Here is an 18,142-nt window from a genome sequence, read left to right on the forward strand (position 1 = left end):
CAATGTGACCTGTGATCGGCCCAAGCCTTGAATGTGGGATGACATATCAGCGAAACCTTGATGAATTCGCTGACCATTTTACCAACTTAAACCTGTGTAAGCTCCGGGAAGGATTTTGTTAGTTTTCACACAGCCTGTGCCCGCTTCAGTCGGCAGTAACATGCAGTGGAATGTCCGCTTTCCATGAATGCTCAGATTGAACTTGGGCACATTAGTAGATTCTTAAGGTCCGGTATGGTTAAGTGTTCTGCGATACCTGCCCGCAAGCTCCGGCATCGAAGTTAGATCGAATATTATTAGCGGGCTGGTGTTGCAGAAAACCCCATGTACGAAACCGCGGGGTTCGAAGCGCGGATGTGCGATGGTGAAATCGCTATGGGGATTAGGGTATTGCTCCAGTCTATGAGCCCCCAGCTCGTCGAAGAAATGATGAGTATTCGGCACTGTCGTGGCATCGAGTAAGCGGATTCGATCCGGTTACATAACCGATCTCGGCGCCGGCAGCCTTCATTTGGATCTTGAATCTGCGGGATTACAGTATTCGACACGAGTAACGCCCCTGCCACGGAACAACAGTTTAGGGCATGACGTACTTCCAGCAGTTTCACGCGGCTAACCTCGGTGGTCCACGCGGAAGGTGGTGATGCGTAAAGACCTCGATCACGATCATTGGTCCGCCACAGGTCGGGCAGGTAAAAGGGCTTCTCTGATCGGACACGATGGCGTCGGCTGATTCATCAGTTTGAGCTTGTTGCTCTACGCCAAGCAGTCGGCGAGCTTGAGTCAGGTTCTCCGTGCGTCCCCCGTTGGCGAGCAGCCCGTAGTGGCGAATACGGTGAAAACCGTGCGGCAGTACATGGAGCAGGAAGCGGCGTATGAACTCGTCAGTAGCCAGCGTCATGGTTTTGTGTCGCGTGCGCCCCTGTTGTCGGTAGTCCTTCCACTTGAAGGTGACACCGTGCTCATCAAACGCGATAAGGCGGCTGTTAGCGATGGCAACGCGGTGGGTATATCGTGACAAGTAGGCCAGTACGGCTTTTGGTCCCGCAAAGGGGCGTTTAGCATAGACCACCCAGTCCTGTTGATAGGTCGGCTTTAACCACGCGGCAAACGCCGAAGCCTCATTCAGTTCTTGGTGGCACCCGAAAAACCGCAGCGCTCCGGAGTGATAGGCCGAGGTCAGTTGCGTCAGGAACAGCCGTCGGAACAACCGAGATAATACCCTCACCGGTAAAAAGAAACCGGGCTTGCACGCTTGCCAACGGCTCCCTTCCATTGCCAAACCACCACCTGGCACAATGCAGTGCACATGGGGATGGTGGGTTAGCGCAGAGTCCCAAGTATGCAGCACCATGGTCACGCCAATCCGTGCACCCAGATGACGGTTATCGCGGGCAATGGTCAATAGTGTTTCGGCGGCGGCCTTAAATAACACACCGTACACAATCGCTTTATTCTGGTACGCAATGGCGCTGATTGGTGCTGGCAGGGTAAACACAACATGGTAATAATCCACCGGGAGGAGGTCCGCCTGTCGGGCATCCAACCAGCGATGCGCTGCAGAGGTCTGACACTTGGGGCAGTGTCGGTTGCGACAGGAGTTATAAGCGATCTGGACTTGAGCACAGCGTTCACACCGCAAAACATGCCCGCCGAGTTCAGCACTGCGGCAACGCTCGATCGCTGACATCGCTTTCAGCTGACCGAGATTAAGCGTTCCTGCTCTGGCTTTGCGCCAGTCAGGGCCACAGGCACGGAAGATATCCGCAACCTCTAGCGGCAAAGACGCCATGCTCAGTTAAACAGCTACAGCGTTAGGTACTCGAGCGGACCTTTCACGTCTCTTAACGTGCGGTTCGCAACCTGACTGTAGTGTGCTGTAGTTCCGAGTTTGCTGTGCCCCAGCAATACCTGAATAATCCGGATATCGACTTTCTGCTCTAGCAGATGCGTGGCAAAGCTGTGACGTAGTGTGTGCATCGATGCGCGCTTAGTGAGATTGGCCTCTTTGGCAGCGGCATGAAAGATACGACTGATTTGTCGTGCGGTCAGATGGAAAACGGGGTTCTGCCCCGGAAACAGCCAACCATCACACAGCATCAGGTGTTGTGCGTGAGCAATCCGCCACCAATCCCGCAGCAGGTTCAACAATGCGGGAGAGAGCATGGCGAATCGGTCTTTGTTGCCTTTGCCTTGGTCGATCTTCAGAACCATACGCTGGCTATCGATATCGCTGACCTTGAGGGCCGCTACCTCGCTAATACGCAAACCTGCGCCGTAAGCAATAGCCAATACCGTCTTGTTCCTTGGGGTCGAGGCTGCATTGATAAGGCGGGTAACTTCCTCGGGACTGAGGATCGTTGGCAGCTTGCGGGGGGTACGAACAGAGCTCATCAATCGCAGAGCATCTCTGCGATCCAGCGTAACGCTGAACAAGAAGCTCAGTGCCGTGATGGTGGCGTTTATCGTAGTTGCAGAAACGCCGTCGTTGACCATCTGCAACTGAAATCGTCGAAGGTCTTCCGGTGTAGCTGTATGGGGTGAGCGGTTAAGAAAGAGCGAGAGTTTTTTAACGGCGCGGATATAGCTAGCTTGAGTAGCTGGGGCCAGCTTGCGCAGGTGCATATCTTCGATAAAGCGCTGGCGTAACGGACTAATAGTAGTGATAGGAATGGCCATGATATTGCTCCTCTCAAGAAGCAGAGGGAAATACCCTCCGCTCCCCGTAGGACAATGGCCGTATAAATCATGCTGACTTAGAAGAGCGTACTCGGTGTTGCAGGCAGCGCCCACTACCGCGCGAGCGGTTTAGTACTTGGGCCAAGAACGGTGGTTTTACATTGATTCCCCAGTGACCTGAATCCATATTGCTCAGAAAAATGGCATCTCGAGTGTATGACAGTACAATGTTTGGGCAAAAGTACACGAGTTATGAACCTAATGAGCCCAGCGCCTAACACTTCGCTTCAGTTTGCTCCGGCCTCCGGTCTGCACCAGGCCTCATTGCCAGGGCGCTACTTAGTTTCGCGTTAGCCATGAAATTTATTATCAGGCAGGTTAAAGAGCTTGACCGATCGCTGATCGCACTGTTTTATCGCTATGGCCATATGCTCCATCGCGTATCTATCGGTGTCCTGTTTATTTGGTTCGGCTTGCTCAAGCCATTTGGTCATAAGACCACGACCTCAATTCTGGCGCATACCATCTACTGGGGCGACCCGGAAAGCATGGTGCTGATACTTGGATGGTGGGAAGTTACGATAGGAGTTTGCCTACTTTTTCGGCCTCTTGTTCGTGTTGCCCTACTGCTGCTGCTAATCCGCCTACCAGGCGTAATCCTCACGTTTGTACTAAATCCCGAGATATGTTTTTACTCGTTCCCATTCTCCCCCACGCCGGAAGGCCAGTACTTAATCAAAGACCTGGCGATATTCATTGCGACGCTTGCCATAGCGGGCTCATCGCATCTCCACGATAAACCTAATCAGTATCACTAATCCGACGGAGCAGCCGATGGCGGCGTAGTCGCAACAATGGTCGTTATCAGGAAATGGTGGGCGGCAGCAAAGTGTTGGCTGTAGCCGCTCAACATCGCTCCGTCAGCACCATACAAACGTCTGCAAAGGGCCAGCAACGGTGGTTAAGCTAACACTCCCTCAGTGGCTGCTTAGGAGCAGGAGCTGCCGCCCATGATCAGCCGCCGTTAACTATTCGCCAAGTAGTTAAAACATAGATAAATCGAGTTGCTTTAGCATCTAATTGTTCACCTCTCTAAGAGGCTCTGACGGGCAACAAAAGGCATTAAAAATTAGATAAAAATGCATAATATTAGATAAAAGCCTTACAGGCCTCGTTCTATAAGGCTTTTCTAAGTTTTCTATCTAATTTTTAGTTAGATGTACTTTTTTATGCGTGCTTACCAGCGTTGAACAACCTGAGGTTGGGTGTTAATTCAGCTCCAGTGGCAGCGCTTGCTGCGATTGAGCGCGCAGGCGTTCGTTGAGTTCGGTGGTCACTTCAATAAACGTGTCTTCGGTGACCGGTCTGCTGAAGAAGTAACCCTGGGCAAAATCACAGCCACTGTGTTCCAGGAATGCCAGCTGTGCTTCATTTTCCACACCCTCTGCAATGACCCGGTAACCCAGGTTATGGGACAGGCTGATAATCGCCTGGGAGATCTGGCGGTCGTTTTCGTCTTCGGCGATATCGTTCACGAAGGAGCGGTCAATCTTGATGATATCCAGTGGCAACCGCTTCATGTAACTCATGGAGGAGTAACCGACCCCGAAATCGTCCACCGAGATCAGGTGTCCGGCTCTTTTAAGCGCATCCAGGTGTTTGATGCTGTGTTCGGTCTGATCCATCAGATAACGCTCGGTGATCTCAATCTCGATTGCGCGTGCATCCAGGCCTTCTTCAGCGAGAATCGACTGGATGGTGTGGGTCAGGTCGCCTTTCTTAAACTGGACGCTGGAGACATTGATCGCTACCGATTTCAGGATCAACCCCTGGGTCATCCAGTTCTTGTACGCCTTGCACGCTTCACGTACCACCCAGATACCGATCTCGTTGATCAGGCCGTTCTCCTCGGCGATCGGGATGAAGTACTCCGGTGAAACAAAGCCAAGGTCCGGGTGCTGCCAACGGATAAGCGCTTCGGCATGGCTTACTTCCATGGTGCGCAGGTTTATGATCGGTTGGAACACCAGATGGAACTGGTCCAGTTGCATCGCTTCGCGCAGGGCGGATTCGGTTGCCAGGCGTTTTTCGGTCTCTTCAGAGAGTGCGCGGGTGTAGTAGCGGAAGCGGTTTCGGCCCAGCTCCTTAGCCTGATACATGGCATTGTCGGCGTTTTTGATCAGGCTGTGCATATTGTCGGCGTCTTCCGGATAGAAGGCGATACCGATACTGGCGCTGATATTCAGGTGGAAGCCTGCCACATCCATCGGTTCTTGCAGGGTGTCGATGATGTTCTGGGCGACCTTGCCGGGCGTGTTGTTGTCTTCCAGGGATTCCAGCAGGATCACAAACTCGTCGCCGCCGAGGCGGACCAGGGTATCGGAGTTGCGCAGTTGGGATTTCACCCGATTGGCAACCTCTTTCAAGAGTTCGTCACCAATGTGGTGGCCAAGGGAGTCGTTGATGTACTTAAAGCGGTCCAGGTCCAGGAACAGTACCGCCAGTTTGGATTCCTGACGTTGGGCAAGCTGAATGGCGTGCTCCAGATTCTCCAGCAACTGGGAGCGGTTGGGCAGGCCGGTCAATAGATCGTGGAACGCCATATGACGCGCCGCTTCGGTCTGCTTCTCAAGCTGCAGGTTGATCTGCGCCAGCTCCTTGTTCTTGAGGCTGATCTCGTTGCGATAGCGCACCATCTGGCGGAAGCGCAGGCCAAGAATCAGCAGGATCAGGGCAAAGGCAGACAGTACCTTCCAGAGCAGGTCATAGCTTATCGCTTCTTCGTAACGTACCGCGATCCAGTTGTTGCTGATCTGCTGATGCATAGACGCGGGAGTATGGGCGATCAGTTTGTTGAATATCGACGCCAATAGCGGCTCGTCGTTACGTACGCCCAGGGAGACGTTCCAGTTGTATTCGAACTTACCGCTGATCTTCAGCTCGCCGTAATAATAGCGCTGGATGTGGTAGCTGAGATTGTGGAGGCTATCCAGTAGGCCAAGCAGTTTGCCCTGATGGACCATCTCCAGCCCCTGCTGAATATTGTCCACTTCCACCAGTTCAATGTCCGGATGGTGTTGGCGAATCAGGTCGCCGGGGGAATAACCTTTGACGATCCCGATACGCTGACCGCTGATCTCTTTGAAGTTCGAGTAAAACCACGCACTTTCTATTGTTGCCAGCGCCAGCACCGGTTCTACGTAGGCGGCAGTAAAACTCAGGTAACTGCGTCGTTCCTGACGGTTGCTGATCATCGGCAGGATGTCACAGCGGCGCGCCTCAGCAAACTGCAGCGACTCCGTCCAGGAACGGGTCTTAACCAGATTGAATGGAACATTGAGCTTGTCGGAGAAATACTTCAGATAATCGGCAGACATGCCGCTGTGTTTGCCGTCCACTAAGCCTTCATAAGGCATCCAGTTGGGATCGATACAGACGTGTATCTGCTCCTTCTCTTTCAGGTACGCTTTTTCCTGGTCACTCAGCTCCAGTGAGGTGTCCTGCAGGGCGGCCAGGCTGTCCATTCCGGCCCAATTGGCCACGATGGCGTTACGGGTGGGTTCTTCAATGCTGTCGAGGGCTTTCTGCAGGATGTCACGCAGGATCGGCATATCCTTGCGCGTGGCCATATGCATATCGTTGATGGCCATCTTCATCGGAAAGGCAGCGGCTAAGCCTGACAGCGAATTCTTCAGCAGGTAGTAGTTGATCAGGGGCGCCGTACTGATCACCACATCCGCACGGTTGGTGATCACCGAATCCACGGCTTCATCGAAGTCTCTGACCTCTTTGATGCGGATTTCCGGGTGTTTTCGCTCCAGTTTCTTGATCATCGAGAAACCAGCGGGGATGGCGACGGTTTTACCGTACAGATCCTCGATCTTCTTGATGGAACGCACATTGCTGCGGGTAAAGGCAAAACTGCGCAGCTGAAGATAGGAGCGGGTAAAGTGAAACTTCCGCGCACGATCTTTGGACCAGGACAGGATCGGCAGAATATCCAGCTGTTTGTTGTCCAGCATCGCTTTCAGTTCGGCCCAGGTATAGCCGGTGACCACTTTAAACTTGATGCCGGTGCGTTGTTCAATCAGCTTCAGGTAGTCGGTGACCATCCCGTTGTGCTTGCCGTTCTCGACATAGTCGAACGGTGGCCAGTCCATCTCGCCCCCCACGATGATCTCGGGATGGGTCTCGATGAAATGCTGCTCTTCCGGGGTGAATTGGATAGTTGAGGATGTGTTTGCAAGTGCGACGGTGGGCAATAAGCAAAACAGGACAACCAGCAATGAGGAAGCAATGCGTTTTACTACGGACAACAACAGCACAGCTCCTCTCGTTCGTTCCTTGTTGAAATGGTCATTCAATAAGTGGTTATTATTAATATCACATTTGAGCCGATGCAAGGGTATTGCCCGGCTTCCTTGATGTCTGTCACCCCGGGTAAGGGTTTACGACTAGTTGGAGACGCTGTTCTCCAGATCGGTGCGTTTTTCTTCATCCTGTCTGAAGTCTGCACACAAACGATTACGACCTTGTTTCTTGGCCTGATAGAGCAAGCTGTCGGCACGGGAGAACAACTCCTCGGCAGACTCGTTCAGGCGCACCTCAATCACACCCATCGAGACTGTAATCGGTACCGGCACGCCTTTAAAGTTAAACGGGCTGGCGGCGATCGCTGCGCGCAGTTTGTCCAATACGCGGGCGGCTTCTTCGCCCGGGGTGGACGGCATCAGGATAATAAATTCCTCACCGCCATAACGGGCCACAAAATCGCTGTTACGCAGGCTATCGAGAAAGACCGAAGCCATCAGGCGCAGGGCTTTGTCGCCGGCCAGATGTCCGTAGGTATCGTTCACTTTCTTGAAGTGGTCGATGTCACACACGGCCAATGCCAGCGGGCGCTCGTACTTGTGCAGCTTCTCCAGCTCCTGGTCCAGCCGTTCGTTGTAGCCGAAGCGGTTGGGTAGCTTGGTGAGTGGATCGATACGGGAACGCAGGCGTTCCTCCTCTACCCGGGCCATGGTCTGTTGTGCTTCAGCTTCTACCGTTTTGAGCTGGTCGGTGAGGCGCTTGTGGCGCAGTTCCGCTTCTCTTTGACGGCGTTGTTCCGCTTCACGAATACCGTTGACCGCTGACTGGATACGGTTCACCTGGGTGCTGACCATCTCCTTCAACTGACCCAGGCTGGCGGCGCGTTTGGTTACCGCCTTGATGTTATTGACCTCGGCCTGCATCTCTTCGTTGAGCTGCATCTGGGTATCGCTGGAGTGCTGCTGACTCTCGTGACTGCGGATCAGTGCATCCTGCATATCCGCCAGCTGACGGCTGACGTCCAGCAGGTAACGTTCAAACTCATCGTTCAGTGTGCGGCTGCACTCGCTGACCAGCTGCACGGTTTTGTGCATCACCGTGGGCAGGTTGTCGAGCGAGAAACCCTGCTCCAGCTGCTGAAGCAGCTTTTCTGCCCGCGCCCGGTTCTGGCCGGACAGGTGCAAACCATCGATCAGCTCGAGCAGATCGCCGGCAATGTGGTGCAGGATCAGCTGGGTGTCTTCCTGAATCTGTGCCGGTGTGGCCTGCTGGCTGATCTCCTGCAGGTTATCCAGAATATCGGACTGCAGGCGCAGGATATTGGCGAAGATCGAAGGAACATCGTAGTAATTGTGCACCGCTTCCTGGCTCAGGTTGCGGGCTACCTCCAGCGAGTTCAGGGTCTGCTCGTGGTTGGTCAGTGCCTTGAGTTCACTGATCCAGCGGCGCACTGCCAGCACAATTTCTTCTGCGGTTTTGTTCTTGCGATTGAGGTTGTTGCGCAGGGATTTATCCAGCTGCTTGCTGATCTTCTTCAGCGTGCTGGTCTGTTCTTCATTCAATGCCGAGAACAGGTTATCCAGGTTTTTATCCAGCTGGCTATCGAGACCTTGCAGGCAGAGTGCGAGTTGGCGGGTGATCTGCAGGGTAACCTGCAGCTGTGCGTCGCGTGCCTTGTCCTGTTTATCGCGCAGTTTTTCCTGGGCCTGAAAGTCCGACTTCAAGGCGCGATACTTTTGCTTCCAGTTCTCTTGATCCGAAGTCACGGTGTTTCCTTCACTTGGCTTTCAGGATATTCAGACAGGAGTAGTAGGTGTTTAGTGACCACATTATAACGGCCGTTTGAACTAAATCTTTAGTCGAGGCGCTTTCCGTAGAGAAAATAACTGTAAACAAACTGTGCTAATGCCGTCCGAAGAGATTGTGAAAATCGTACGGTGTCAGATCGGTGATTTTGATAGAGGCTTTGCGACAAACGCTGGGGTCTTCGTACCCCACCTTTACAGACACTCGAATGGGGAGGCAGCACTAGTTATCGCATAGTTGTCTCCCAGGTGTTGTAACTTGTAGGGATAAAAAAGGGATACAATTCCCTCATTCAGAGTCATATCCGACTCAGTCAGATCGTTGCAACGTTTACCCCATGACACAAACACCATTCACCGAAGCAGAGATTCAGCAAGCCATTGAGCGCGGTACCCGTCGCTACTTTGACCAGTGCCGTGAAGCACTCCCGGGTTTTATCGATCGCCACTTCCGCTATCCGGGGGCAATCCAGACCAATCGCGTGGCTATTGGCTGGGATATGCTGCGTGCGCCGATTAACCTGTTTTGGGCACCGCTCTATGCGTTGGTGAGCATTCTGAGGTTTGTGCTTGGACGGATCGGAGGGATGCAGTCGCTGGTTGGTCTGCTACAGCGTTTCCCGACCGGGTTCACTACACAGGTGCAGTCGAATATATCGCAGTTAGTACTTACTGATCTGCTGCATCAGGATAACCCTGAGCGGTCGCTGCAATACTATATCGTGGCTGAGCTTCAGCAGCTCTATGAGCAGCACGAACATACCGAACTGGATAGCGAACGTTTTCATGCCCTCACCGAGCCGGTAATCGAGGAAGCACTGACCCAATACCGGGTCACACGTACCGCATCGGCAGATATCACCAACACCCTGTCTTGCACCGTACTGGGGGCTTTTGCCTTCCAGAAATTTACCCCGGGGGGTATCGGCATTGCGCTGATGTTTACCTCGATCATCAGCACTAAGCTGGCGGCGCAGGATTTTATCTTTGGGGAAGCGCTGGGCGAGGTCTATTACGGCATGTTTCCTCCGGAACCCACATTGGGCCTGACGCTGGGTGTCTCGGCGGGCGTACTGGCAACGCTGGCGGCCTTTGCCGCGCTTTCGGGCATTATCTCCGATCCGATACAGGCCGCGTTGGGCTTGCACCGCTACCGCCTGCAGAAAATGCTGAACCACATGGAGCAGGATTTTCTGGAGCGTTCGGGAAACAGCTTCCGGCCCAAAGATCAGTATGTGGCGCGGATCCTGGAAACCTTCGATCTGATCAAATCGGGACTGCTGTAGAAAAAGTGATCTGCCTGGGGAGGAAGGGCGTAACGGAAGGTGCATTCCTTATGTCTGTCTTATTTTCTCCCCAAGCTTACCCCGCTGCAGTGCAGCGGGGTTCTTTTATTCAGGGCTGATTAACTTGGTTTCAACCGCTTCTAGTACGACTGCCGCAGCGCGGGGCAAGCCCGACTGATAGGGGTGCAGAGCAAAGATCGGCACCGCCTCCAACTGATAGTCCGGCAGTACTTCAACCAACCCATGGGATTGGCTGGTCAGCAGAAAGTCCGGTATCAGGCCGATACCCGCACCGGATTCCAGCATTGCCAGTGTGGTGTAGACCGAATCCACCGTGCAGGCCGGAGTAAACTCCAACACTTGTGATGAATCACCGGTTTTATGTCTCAGCTCATGATGGATCTGTTTACCCTGCCAGCGGTTGGCGATATAGCGCATCGTGCTGGGTTCAGTGCCTTTCACATAGGTGTTGTGTCCACACAGAATATCCCGGAACGTGCCGATTCTGCGCTGCCGGTAATTGCTCTCCGGCGAATGTCCTACACGGATCGCCAGATCGATCCCTTCCTGCATCAGGTTCTGTTGTTCATCACTGGCGATCAGTTCCGGTTCGATGCTGGGATAACGCTGCATCAGCTCACCGATTACCGGGGCGATCAGCGGACCCATCAGCGCGTGCGGGGCGGTGATTCGGATCTTACCCGCAGGTTCTGACTGGGTGCGTTGGGCTTCCTCCCAGGCATCCTGTGCCAACTGATTAAGTTGCTGGCACTTGGCGTAGAAGGCTTCACCGGCGGGGGTGAGAATCTGGCGGCGGGTGGTGCGTTTGAGCAGCGGTACACCGAGATCGGTTTCCAGGGTTTTCAGGTGCTGGCTGACCACCGACTTGGACAGCTCCAGGGCTTCAGCGGCCGCGCTGATTGAGCCGCTTTCAACGATGCGGGCGAAAACCGACATATGGCGCAGATTGTTCATGCGTATTGTCCGTATTAATCGAACAGTGGTTTTTATTGGCTTTGTTTTTCGATCATACCCCCAACGCTATATTTATCCCATCAACGATTTACGGACAGGGGATCACCATGACCGACACCAATACAGTTCTCGAAGCTTCCAAAGCCGCCATCGCACGCTGGCAGCAGGCGTTTAACAATCAGGATGCAGCGGGCTGTGCCGCCCAGTATGAAAAAGGCGCGGTGATGCACGCCCGTCCATTTGGCACTTTTACCGGACGTGAGGAGATCCAGGCGTTCTGGCAGAAGATCATCGATGATGGTTTTCACGGCGTGGAGTACAGCGATGTAACCTGGACCCCGGAAGGGGAAGACGGCTATATCCTGAGTGCCAAGTGGACCATGAATAAAGCCTTTGGCGTGGTACACCGTGAGCACTGGCTAATGCAGGCCGACGGCACCGCCAAGCTGCATGCGGATGACTTTGAAGTGCAGGGTGAGCGCTAAATCGAAGCTATTGGAAAGGGCTGCTCAATCACAAGCAGCCCTGACCTTAAATCACTGTGAGGCGATGATCAGCCCAACGCAGGTTTCGCAATTGCCTGACCCGCGTTATCCGGCACCGGCAGTGTATTTTGTGACTGCGCCAGCGTTGCAATCGCCTCAGCAACCTCTTCCGGCCATGCCGCTGCCCGGCGCGCGGCCATATCCACGCCCAGCATCAGACATTCCAGCTCAACCAGCACGGTACCGTCGTTGGCATCCAGCAGACGGTGGAACATACGCAGTCGCTTCTCATCAAACGCCAGCACCTGAGACTGGGCGAATACCGCCTGTCCTTCATGGCCTTCGGCACGGTAATACAGGTTGTTCTGCACCGTAAACGCGCTGAAGTTCAGTTGCTCACGACCGGCCGCATCCAGCTTGATCGCATCCAGAATCGTATCGGTCGCCAACGAAAGCATCACCAGTGCGTGACCTTCGTTCAGGTGACCGTTGTAGTCGCAGGATTCGGCCTTGATCTCGCCGTAGTGGGTAAGCAGGTAACCGATTTCGTCGCGGGAAGAGGTGACCGAGTAGTTCATGCGGGTGTCCTTATTATTTTGATAATTCTGATGCAGTAAGTCGGCTGATAACCTTAGGGTTAACCCGCATTCTACGTCAACATGCACGTTGGCGTCTTTCCCTGAGTGCGACACTTTTCGTCGCATTTAACCTAAGCTTCAGACTGAACAAATAGGGTGAAGAGGAATCAGGGAGCCTATCAGGAGCGAGCCTATGTTAAAGCCTCAGGTAACGCATTTCTTCGACGAAGAGACCGGTTCACTCAGCTACATTGTGGTTGATCCGGCGAGTAATGCCTGCGCCATTATCGATCCGGTGCTGGGGTTTGATCCGGTGGCTGCGCGCACAGTCCACCACACCACCGATCGCATTATCGACTTTATTCAACGTCAGCACCTGCACGTGCACTGGATCCTGGATACCCATGTACACGCTGACCACGTCAGCGCTGCCGCTTACCTGCACGAAAAGTTGGGTGGGCAGATGGGGATCGGTAGCCGGGTAACTGAGGTACAGAAAACCTTCGCCGGATTCTTTCACTTGGACGGTGGTTTCAGCTGCGACGGCCGCCAGTTTCAACGGTTATTTGAGGATGGCGAACACTTCCGGATCGGTAACCTGGACGCACAAGTAATCCATACCCCTGGCCATACACCCGCCTGTGTTTGTTACCTGATTGGCGATGCGCTGTTTGTGGGTGACACCCTATTTATGCCGGATCTGGGCACCGCACGCTGTGACTTCCCCGGTGGAGATGCCGCGACGCTCTATGACTCGATCCAGCGTATCTATCAACTGCCGGACGACACCCGTATCTACGTCTGTCATGACTACCCCGGTGATGGACGGGAGCACTACTGTTTTGAGACCAGCGTGTTGGAGCAGAAAAGCCTCAACCAGCACCTGCGTGCCGAAACTGCCCAAGATGAATTTGTGACTGTGCGTGAAACACGGGACAAAACCCTGGACCTGCCCAGGCTAATGCTGCCCGCGGTGCAACTGAATATCCGCGGTGGTCGCTTGCCCGAGTCAGAAGAGAACGGGGTGAGTTATCTGAAAATCCCGCTTAACCGCTTTTGAGGAGAGGGGAGATGATTAGGTATCTGCGCACTCTGATCTTCTCCACGCTAATACCGCTGATGCTGATTGGATGTACCGATGCGATCGTTAACCACTTTGCCTTCTTTCCCATGCGCTTCAGCGCCGGTGACTACAGCCTGGTGGGCAGCGATATAAGGGATGTGGCATTTACAACGGAGGATAAAATCCGCTTGCACGGGTTTTACGTGCCAAACCGCGAGAGCGACAAGTTGGTGCTGTTCTTTCACGGTAATGCCGGTCATGCACTGCATCGTCTAAGTGACGCCCGGCAACTGGCAGATACCGGCGTCAACGTCCTGCTGGTGGGCTATCGTGGATATGGCCGTAGCGAAGGCAAGCCCAGCGAACATGGCATCTATGCCGACGGAAAAGCTGCGCTGCAATACGCCACCGATAAGCTGAAGTTTGATCCGCAGAACATCTTTATCCTCGGCCGCTCACTCGGCACCACCGTAGCGATCGATCTGGCGCAGGATCGTAAATTGGCTGGCTTGATCCTGATCAGCACCTTCACCAGCGCCCACGAGGTGATGAGTTCGGCTGGAATGGGCTGGCTGCGCTGGTTTGTGGATAGACGTCCCTTTGATCAGGCCGCCAAACTGGATCGGATTGATCTGCCCGCATTGTTTGTCCACGGCGAACGGGATCGGGAGATACCGTACCGGCTGGGAGCTAAGCTTTATCAACTCTATCCGTCAGACTTCAAAAGCATGCTGAGTGTATCGGGTGCCGGGCATAACGACCTGTTTGCGAAGCATGGCGATGCGATCTGGTTGCGGGTCGCTGCGTTTATTGAGGCGCCAGAAGCTAGGGCGGGGCAGGAAGAACGCTGGTGATAGAGATTGGCGGCCTGCCTATTCTGCGTTCTTCCGGTACTCATTCGGTGTGATATCCAGCAACCTGCGGAACATGGCGATAAACGCCGAAGCCGTGCTGTAACCCAGATCCAGCGCCACGTTCTCCACCGTCATTCCCGCCTGCAGCATCGGCATCGCCCGCACGACTTTCAGACGCTGGCGCCACTCACTTAACGGCATACCCAGATCCCGCAGTGCTTTCCGCGCCAGGGTGCGCTCGGTGGTGCCGAAGCGTTCCGCCAGCTGCCGTACCGAGCAGTTGTCGCCGGGGTGATCTTCCAGGTAAGCGAGCGCTTTCGATAGAGCCGGATCATCTGAGGTGGGCAGATAGCTGCCCGCGCAGGGCGCTACCGCCAGTTGATCCACAATCACCTCCAGTAACCGTGCCTCTTCCGTTGCGTAGGGTGATTGAGGCGACTGTAAGCAACAATGGTTCAGCATTGCCCTAACCATGGCGTTGATGGTGAGGGCGCAGGTGACTTTGGGTAGAGCCTTCGCTGCGGCAACGGCGGGATCGATATAGAGCGAGCAATGTATAGAGGCGTGGCGGTTGAGGCCCTTGTGCTCGGTTTCCGGTGGCAACCACAGGCCGTAATTGGGTGGAACCCGGAACAGCGATCCCTCCGCCTGAAGCTCCAATACCCCGCTGAATGAATACACAAACTCGCCCCAACGGTGGCTGTGCGGTGGGTAAATCGTATCGCACGGCATCTTGCGGGTCAGATAAAACACCGGCTCGGGCAACTGCTCGAAGACGATGGGCTTGTAGATAAACGGTGTCTCGCTCATGAATTGCTGGCTGATCTGCACTATCGTTTGTCTGTTTGTAGCTATATCAATCACTACAGACAAAACCATAATCCTCATCAGAACACTGAATTACAGGAGGCGTTATGGGAACGCGACAACCGTTAGATCTGTTTGCCATTGGTACGATGACCATCTTCTGCATGGTGATGGCTTCGCAGCAGGTCATGCTGAAAGCGGTGGCAGAGGACCTTGCGCCTGTCTTTCAGATCGCTCTGCGCTCTGGTATCGCCGCCGCTTTGTTGATCGGCTTGATTCTGTTACAGCGACACCGGATGCCGCTGGCTCCGGAAAACCGGATACCGGCGCTGCTGATCGGTGTGTTGTTCACCCTGGAGTTTCTGCTGGTGGGCGAGGCGCTGAATAAGACCTCCGCCGGGCATGCGACTGTGTTTCTCTACACTTCGCCGATCTTCGCCGCCATCGGTTTGCACCTGAAGATCCCTAACGAACGCATGAGTCGCTTGCAGTGGCTGGGTATTCTGCTGGCGTTTGCAGGTATCGTTCTGGCCTTTTTGGGTGGGGATTCGACCGAAGCACTCAGCAGTGACGTGCTGTTGGGGGACTTCCTCGCGCTATTGGCAGGTGCCGCTTGGGGACTCACCACTGTGGTTGTACGTGCCACCGGATTGAGTGCCTTACCTGCAAGACAGACATTGTTGTACCAACTGGTGGTGGCGTTTGTGCTGCTATCGCTCTGGGCCTATATGACCGGTCAGGCAGATGTGAATCCAACCCCTGAGGCTATGGGTAGCCTCGCGTTCCACGGCATCGTAGTCTCTTTTATCGCCTTCCTGGTCTGGTTCTGGCTGCTCACCAAATACAAAGCGTCCCAACTGGGTATCCTCTCCTTTATGACCCCGGTGTTTGGTGTACTGCTGGGCAACTGGCTGCTGGGCGAGCGTATCGAAGCCAACTTTATCGTCGGCTCTGCGTTGATTATCGGTGGCATCCTGCTGGTGAGTAGTCATGGCTGGCTTAGTAAGCGGCGAGAGAGGACGGGCAAACCTGCCTGAATGAAGGCAAGGATGGAGACTTATGCCATCAGTAGTTTCGGTGCAATACGCCTCGCTTTTGCCCCCTACTTGCTGATTAATTGGCCACAGTTTGTGGTGTTATCGATTGAACTGTAGTGGGGCGTCCATACTGCTATGGAGTACACGCACAACAACGAGTATATTCGCAGTTTGCTTGAAGAAAAGGGTATGGCTTTTGAAGGGGAAGCTCTTCAGCCCTGGTACGATATTTTCTTTATTAATACCTAGATGTGGATTACGGCAGAGCGTTTCGACCGTATCAATGAGTTGATCCAGGTAGAGATGAGCCTGCTCCGTACCCCAACGTTCTGTGGTGTAGTCAGTGATCATCTCCAGTTCTCTTTCAGCTTCATCCGTATAGCTCCTCTTATTGGAAAAGAGCCGAGCATCACTTAATCCGTTTTCTTAACCTTGCAATTACTTCGGCACCATCTTGTACGCGGCCAGCATCGAGATCATCCAGACCCTTCTGAATCTCCTGACGTAAGCGCGCTTCCCGAAGGGCTTCCAGCTCTTCGTATTCAGCAACTGACATCACAACTGCGACGGGCTTACCGTTCTTGTTGATGCCAACAGGCGCTTGCTGCGCCTTCATCAAAAGCTCTCCAAACTCGCGTTTAGCTTCACTGGCGTTAAGTGTTTCCATAGAAATTGCCCAAATTGATCAAAATAATCACTTTGATCATTATGGCATATGCTCTGAGCGTTGTACGCTTTGGATAGCTTCTGGAAGCGTTGTTCAGATCAAGACATAGGTAGAATCCCGCCTGCAATTACTTGCACCAACAACGAACACGTAGCAAACTGCTGTTCAATAACCGGCCGGAGTACGCTGGGTAAGGATTGGATACAGGGTTTGTACGATGCATTGGACGCGTTTCTTCGTTTTACTTCTACTGGTCTCAGCACCATTGCACGCGGGCAATGTGATCGCCCGGGCGTACAGCTCCTTTATCCATGACCTTGCCTACAGCGTCACCTCAACCCAGCGTGATATGTTGGGTGTCGAGCTTGAATCCAAGCATGTGACCTACGACGACCAGCCGGTCACGTTTCAGTACCAGCTTTGGCGCTTACGTAAAGACTCCGTCTGTGCCCAGCTCAAACATAATCTGCTGGAATACTCCAAATGCACCCGTGCCGCTCGCGCACTGTTCACCGAAACCTGCCGTCACCTGACCAATAATTCCAGTGACCACTGGAAACATCAGAAACAGAAGAACCTCTACTGCGCCGCATCCGTGGAGTTTAAGCCTGTGGTTGCGGAAGTAAGGCAATCAACTGCAGCTGATGATCAGGAACTGAAAAGGCGACAGCAGTGTTCGGTGCTAAGGATTCAAGCGATGAGTAGTCGAGATCCGAGGACTATTCAGATGCGGGACGAGGTTTGTGGTGGGTGATTGCGAAATATTGAACTCCATTTATGAATAACAATAGAAGGCATGAATATGAGTAACGGGCTTCAGAAAATAACATACTCTGGTGAGTCGGGTTCGTCTGACATAAGAACATTCGTCGAGGGTGATGTTTTATATATATCTTTGAAAGATGTAATGGTTACCTTAAACAGAGAGAATGAGCTTCTTGATGATAAACATATCCCGAAATCCATGTTAGGGATTATCAGGAGACAACTCGATGTTCTGGATGAGGACGAGCACGTATTAGTTCATGAGGGTGGTGGTCAAGAAGTTTATATAACTCAGCCTGGACTGTACCGAGTCCTATCAGGTGACAGCAGTAAAGCAGGTAAAAAATTTCAAAAGTGGTTGTTTCACGAGGTTGTTCCTTCTATTACTAGATTCGGAATGTACCCGCCGCCAGCGGCTTCAAAAGGATCTGTGCTTTCTCAGATGGCCGAATTACTGGCTCAAAACTCAAGAGCTTTGGCTGATACAATTGTTAAGCAAGAGCAGCTTGAACAAGATGTAAATAATGTGATCGAAGAGGTTGGTAATGTAAAGGATCGCGTTGAACGTTTAGAAAAGTCAGGTTCCGAGCAAAGCTCCTTAATCACTGTGCGAGAAAGGCTGGATTTTTTGGGTATAAACTTCACCAAAGAAAAAGAGCGTGAGGTCATAGCGTGGTGTGAAAATATTAGCTTTTCAAAAGTAAGACCCCATCAAAGTTGCCCGTCAGGGGATAGATTCGGATCGAGGTTTAGCTTGCAAACAATAGATGAAGCGACCGCTTTGATAAAGCAATCTGATCGTTAAGGCCGTATTTTTTATGTTGGAAGTT

Annotated in this window: 16 protein-coding genes and 1 pseudogene; 8 read left to right on the forward strand and 9 right to left on the reverse strand. The window is 53.2% G+C overall.

All coding sequences use genetic code 11. The features are described from left to right. Positions 1-604: 604 nt before the first annotated feature. Both ACEQ15_RS01440 and ACEQ15_RS01445 read right to left on the reverse strand, forming a co-directional pair. A complete protein-coding gene (locus tag ACEQ15_RS01440) occupies positions 605-1,792 on the reverse strand; it encodes an IS91 family transposase (RefSeq protein ID WP_370277205.1) in 1,188 nt (395 codons plus the stop codon). Between the two features lie 14 nt (positions 1,793-1,806). Then, a complete protein-coding gene (locus ACEQ15_RS01445) occupies positions 1,807-2,679 on the reverse strand; it encodes a tyrosine-type recombinase/integrase (protein ID WP_370277206.1) in 873 nt (290 codons plus the stop codon). Positions 2,680-3,035: 356 nt separating this feature from the next. Here ACEQ15_RS01445 and ACEQ15_RS01450 point away from each other — a divergent pair, with 356 nt between their 5' ends. Continuing rightward, positions 3,036-3,497 carry a hypothetical protein gene (locus tag ACEQ15_RS01450; protein ID WP_370277207.1) on the forward strand — a complete coding sequence of 154 codons (462 nt, stop codon included), beginning with the start codon at positions 3,036-3,038 and terminating at the stop codon, positions 3,495-3,497. Between the two features lie 450 nt (positions 3,498-3,947). Here ACEQ15_RS01450 and ACEQ15_RS01455 read toward each other — a convergent pair whose 3' ends face one another. Both ACEQ15_RS01455 and ACEQ15_RS01460 read right to left on the reverse strand, forming a co-directional pair. Then, positions 3,948-6,995, reverse strand: coding sequence for an EAL domain-containing protein (locus ACEQ15_RS01455; protein WP_370277208.1), 3,048 nt, complete (start codon positions 6,993-6,995; stop codon positions 3,948-3,950). A 138-nt stretch (positions 6,996-7,133) separates the two neighbouring features. Continuing rightward, a complete protein-coding gene (locus ACEQ15_RS01460) occupies positions 7,134-8,756 on the reverse strand; it encodes a GGDEF domain-containing protein (protein WP_370277210.1) in 1,623 nt (540 codons plus the stop codon). 377 nt (positions 8,757-9,133) lie between these two features. On the opposite strand from ACEQ15_RS01460, the gene ACEQ15_RS01465 reads away from it, so the two are divergent. Beyond that, positions 9,134-10,081 (forward strand): DUF6635 family protein, encoded by a 948-nt coding sequence (locus tag ACEQ15_RS01465; RefSeq protein ID WP_370277211.1) that lies wholly within the window; start codon positions 9,134-9,136, stop codon positions 10,079-10,081. 105 nt (positions 10,082-10,186) lie between these two features. Here the strand turns inward: ACEQ15_RS01465 and ACEQ15_RS01470 are convergent, their stop codons facing one another. Beyond that, positions 10,187-11,056: a LysR family transcriptional regulator gene (locus ACEQ15_RS01470; protein WP_370277213.1), complete on the reverse strand. Its 870-nt coding sequence runs from the start codon at positions 11,054-11,056 to the stop codon at positions 10,187-10,189. Between the two features lie 107 nt (positions 11,057-11,163). On the opposite strand from ACEQ15_RS01470, the gene ACEQ15_RS01475 reads away from it, so the two are divergent. Then, positions 11,164-11,541: a nuclear transport factor 2 family protein gene (locus ACEQ15_RS01475; protein ID WP_370277214.1), complete on the forward strand. Its 378-nt coding sequence runs from the start codon at positions 11,164-11,166 to the stop codon at positions 11,539-11,541. A 68-nt stretch (positions 11,542-11,609) separates the two neighbouring features. Here ACEQ15_RS01475 and ACEQ15_RS01480 read toward each other — a convergent pair whose 3' ends face one another. After that, entirely contained in the window at positions 11,610-12,119 is a 510-nt protein-coding gene (locus ACEQ15_RS01480; protein ID WP_370277215.1) for a thioesterase family protein, read from the reverse strand. Positions 12,120-12,312: 193 nt separating this feature from the next. Here ACEQ15_RS01480 and ACEQ15_RS01485 point away from each other — a divergent pair, with 193 nt between their 5' ends. Then, positions 12,313-13,179, forward strand: coding sequence for an MBL fold metallo-hydrolase (locus ACEQ15_RS01485; RefSeq protein WP_370277217.1), 867 nt, complete (start codon positions 12,313-12,315; stop codon positions 13,177-13,179). An 11-nt stretch (positions 13,180-13,190) separates the two neighbouring features. Next, on the forward strand, positions 13,191-14,036 hold the full coding sequence (locus tag ACEQ15_RS01490) for an alpha/beta hydrolase (protein ID WP_370277219.1): 846 nt from the start codon (positions 13,191-13,193) through the stop codon (positions 14,034-14,036). 18 nt (positions 14,037-14,054) lie between these two features. Here ACEQ15_RS01490 and ACEQ15_RS01495 read toward each other — a convergent pair whose 3' ends face one another. Next, positions 14,055-14,846, reverse strand: a complete 792-nt coding sequence (locus tag ACEQ15_RS01495; protein WP_370277220.1) for a helix-turn-helix domain-containing protein — start codon at positions 14,844-14,846, stop codon at positions 14,055-14,057. A gap of 104 nt (positions 14,847-14,950) precedes the next feature. Between ACEQ15_RS01495 and ACEQ15_RS01500 the strand changes: the two genes are divergently transcribed. Further along, positions 14,951-15,880: a DMT family transporter gene (locus tag ACEQ15_RS01500; RefSeq protein ID WP_370277221.1), complete on the forward strand. Its 930-nt coding sequence runs from the start codon at positions 14,951-14,953 to the stop codon at positions 15,878-15,880. A gap of 99 nt (positions 15,881-15,979) precedes the next feature. Here ACEQ15_RS01500 and ACEQ15_RS01505 read toward each other — a convergent pair. Then, positions 15,980-16,249 (reverse strand): annotated as a pseudogene (locus ACEQ15_RS01505) (type II toxin-antitoxin system RelE/ParE family toxin); the annotation flags it as partial. Positions 16,250-16,289: 40 nt separating this feature from the next. After that, the gene (locus ACEQ15_RS01510) at positions 16,290-16,547 is read right to left on the reverse strand and encodes a type II toxin-antitoxin system Phd/YefM family antitoxin (protein ID WP_370277223.1); all 258 of its coding nucleotides are present in this window, start codon (positions 16,545-16,547) and stop codon (positions 16,290-16,292) included. A gap of 217 nt (positions 16,548-16,764) precedes the next feature. On the opposite strand from ACEQ15_RS01510, the gene ACEQ15_RS01515 reads away from it, so the two are divergent. Together ACEQ15_RS01515 and ACEQ15_RS01520 are read left to right on the forward strand one after the other, a co-directional pair. Then, positions 16,765-17,301 carry a hypothetical protein gene (locus ACEQ15_RS01515; RefSeq protein ID WP_370277224.1) on the forward strand — a complete coding sequence of 179 codons (537 nt, stop codon included), beginning with the start codon at positions 16,765-16,767 and terminating at the stop codon, positions 17,299-17,301. A gap of 42 nt (positions 17,302-17,343) precedes the next feature. After that, positions 17,344-18,117 carry a Bro-N domain-containing protein gene (locus tag ACEQ15_RS01520; protein WP_370277226.1) on the forward strand — a complete coding sequence of 258 codons (774 nt, stop codon included), beginning with the start codon at positions 17,344-17,346 and terminating at the stop codon, positions 18,115-18,117. Positions 18,118-18,142: the final 25 nt, after the last annotated feature.

This window comes from Pontibacterium sp., assembly GCF_964228735.1.
In the GTDB taxonomy this organism is placed as follows: Bacteria; Pseudomonadota; Gammaproteobacteria; order Pseudomonadales; family Balneatricaceae; genus Pontibacterium.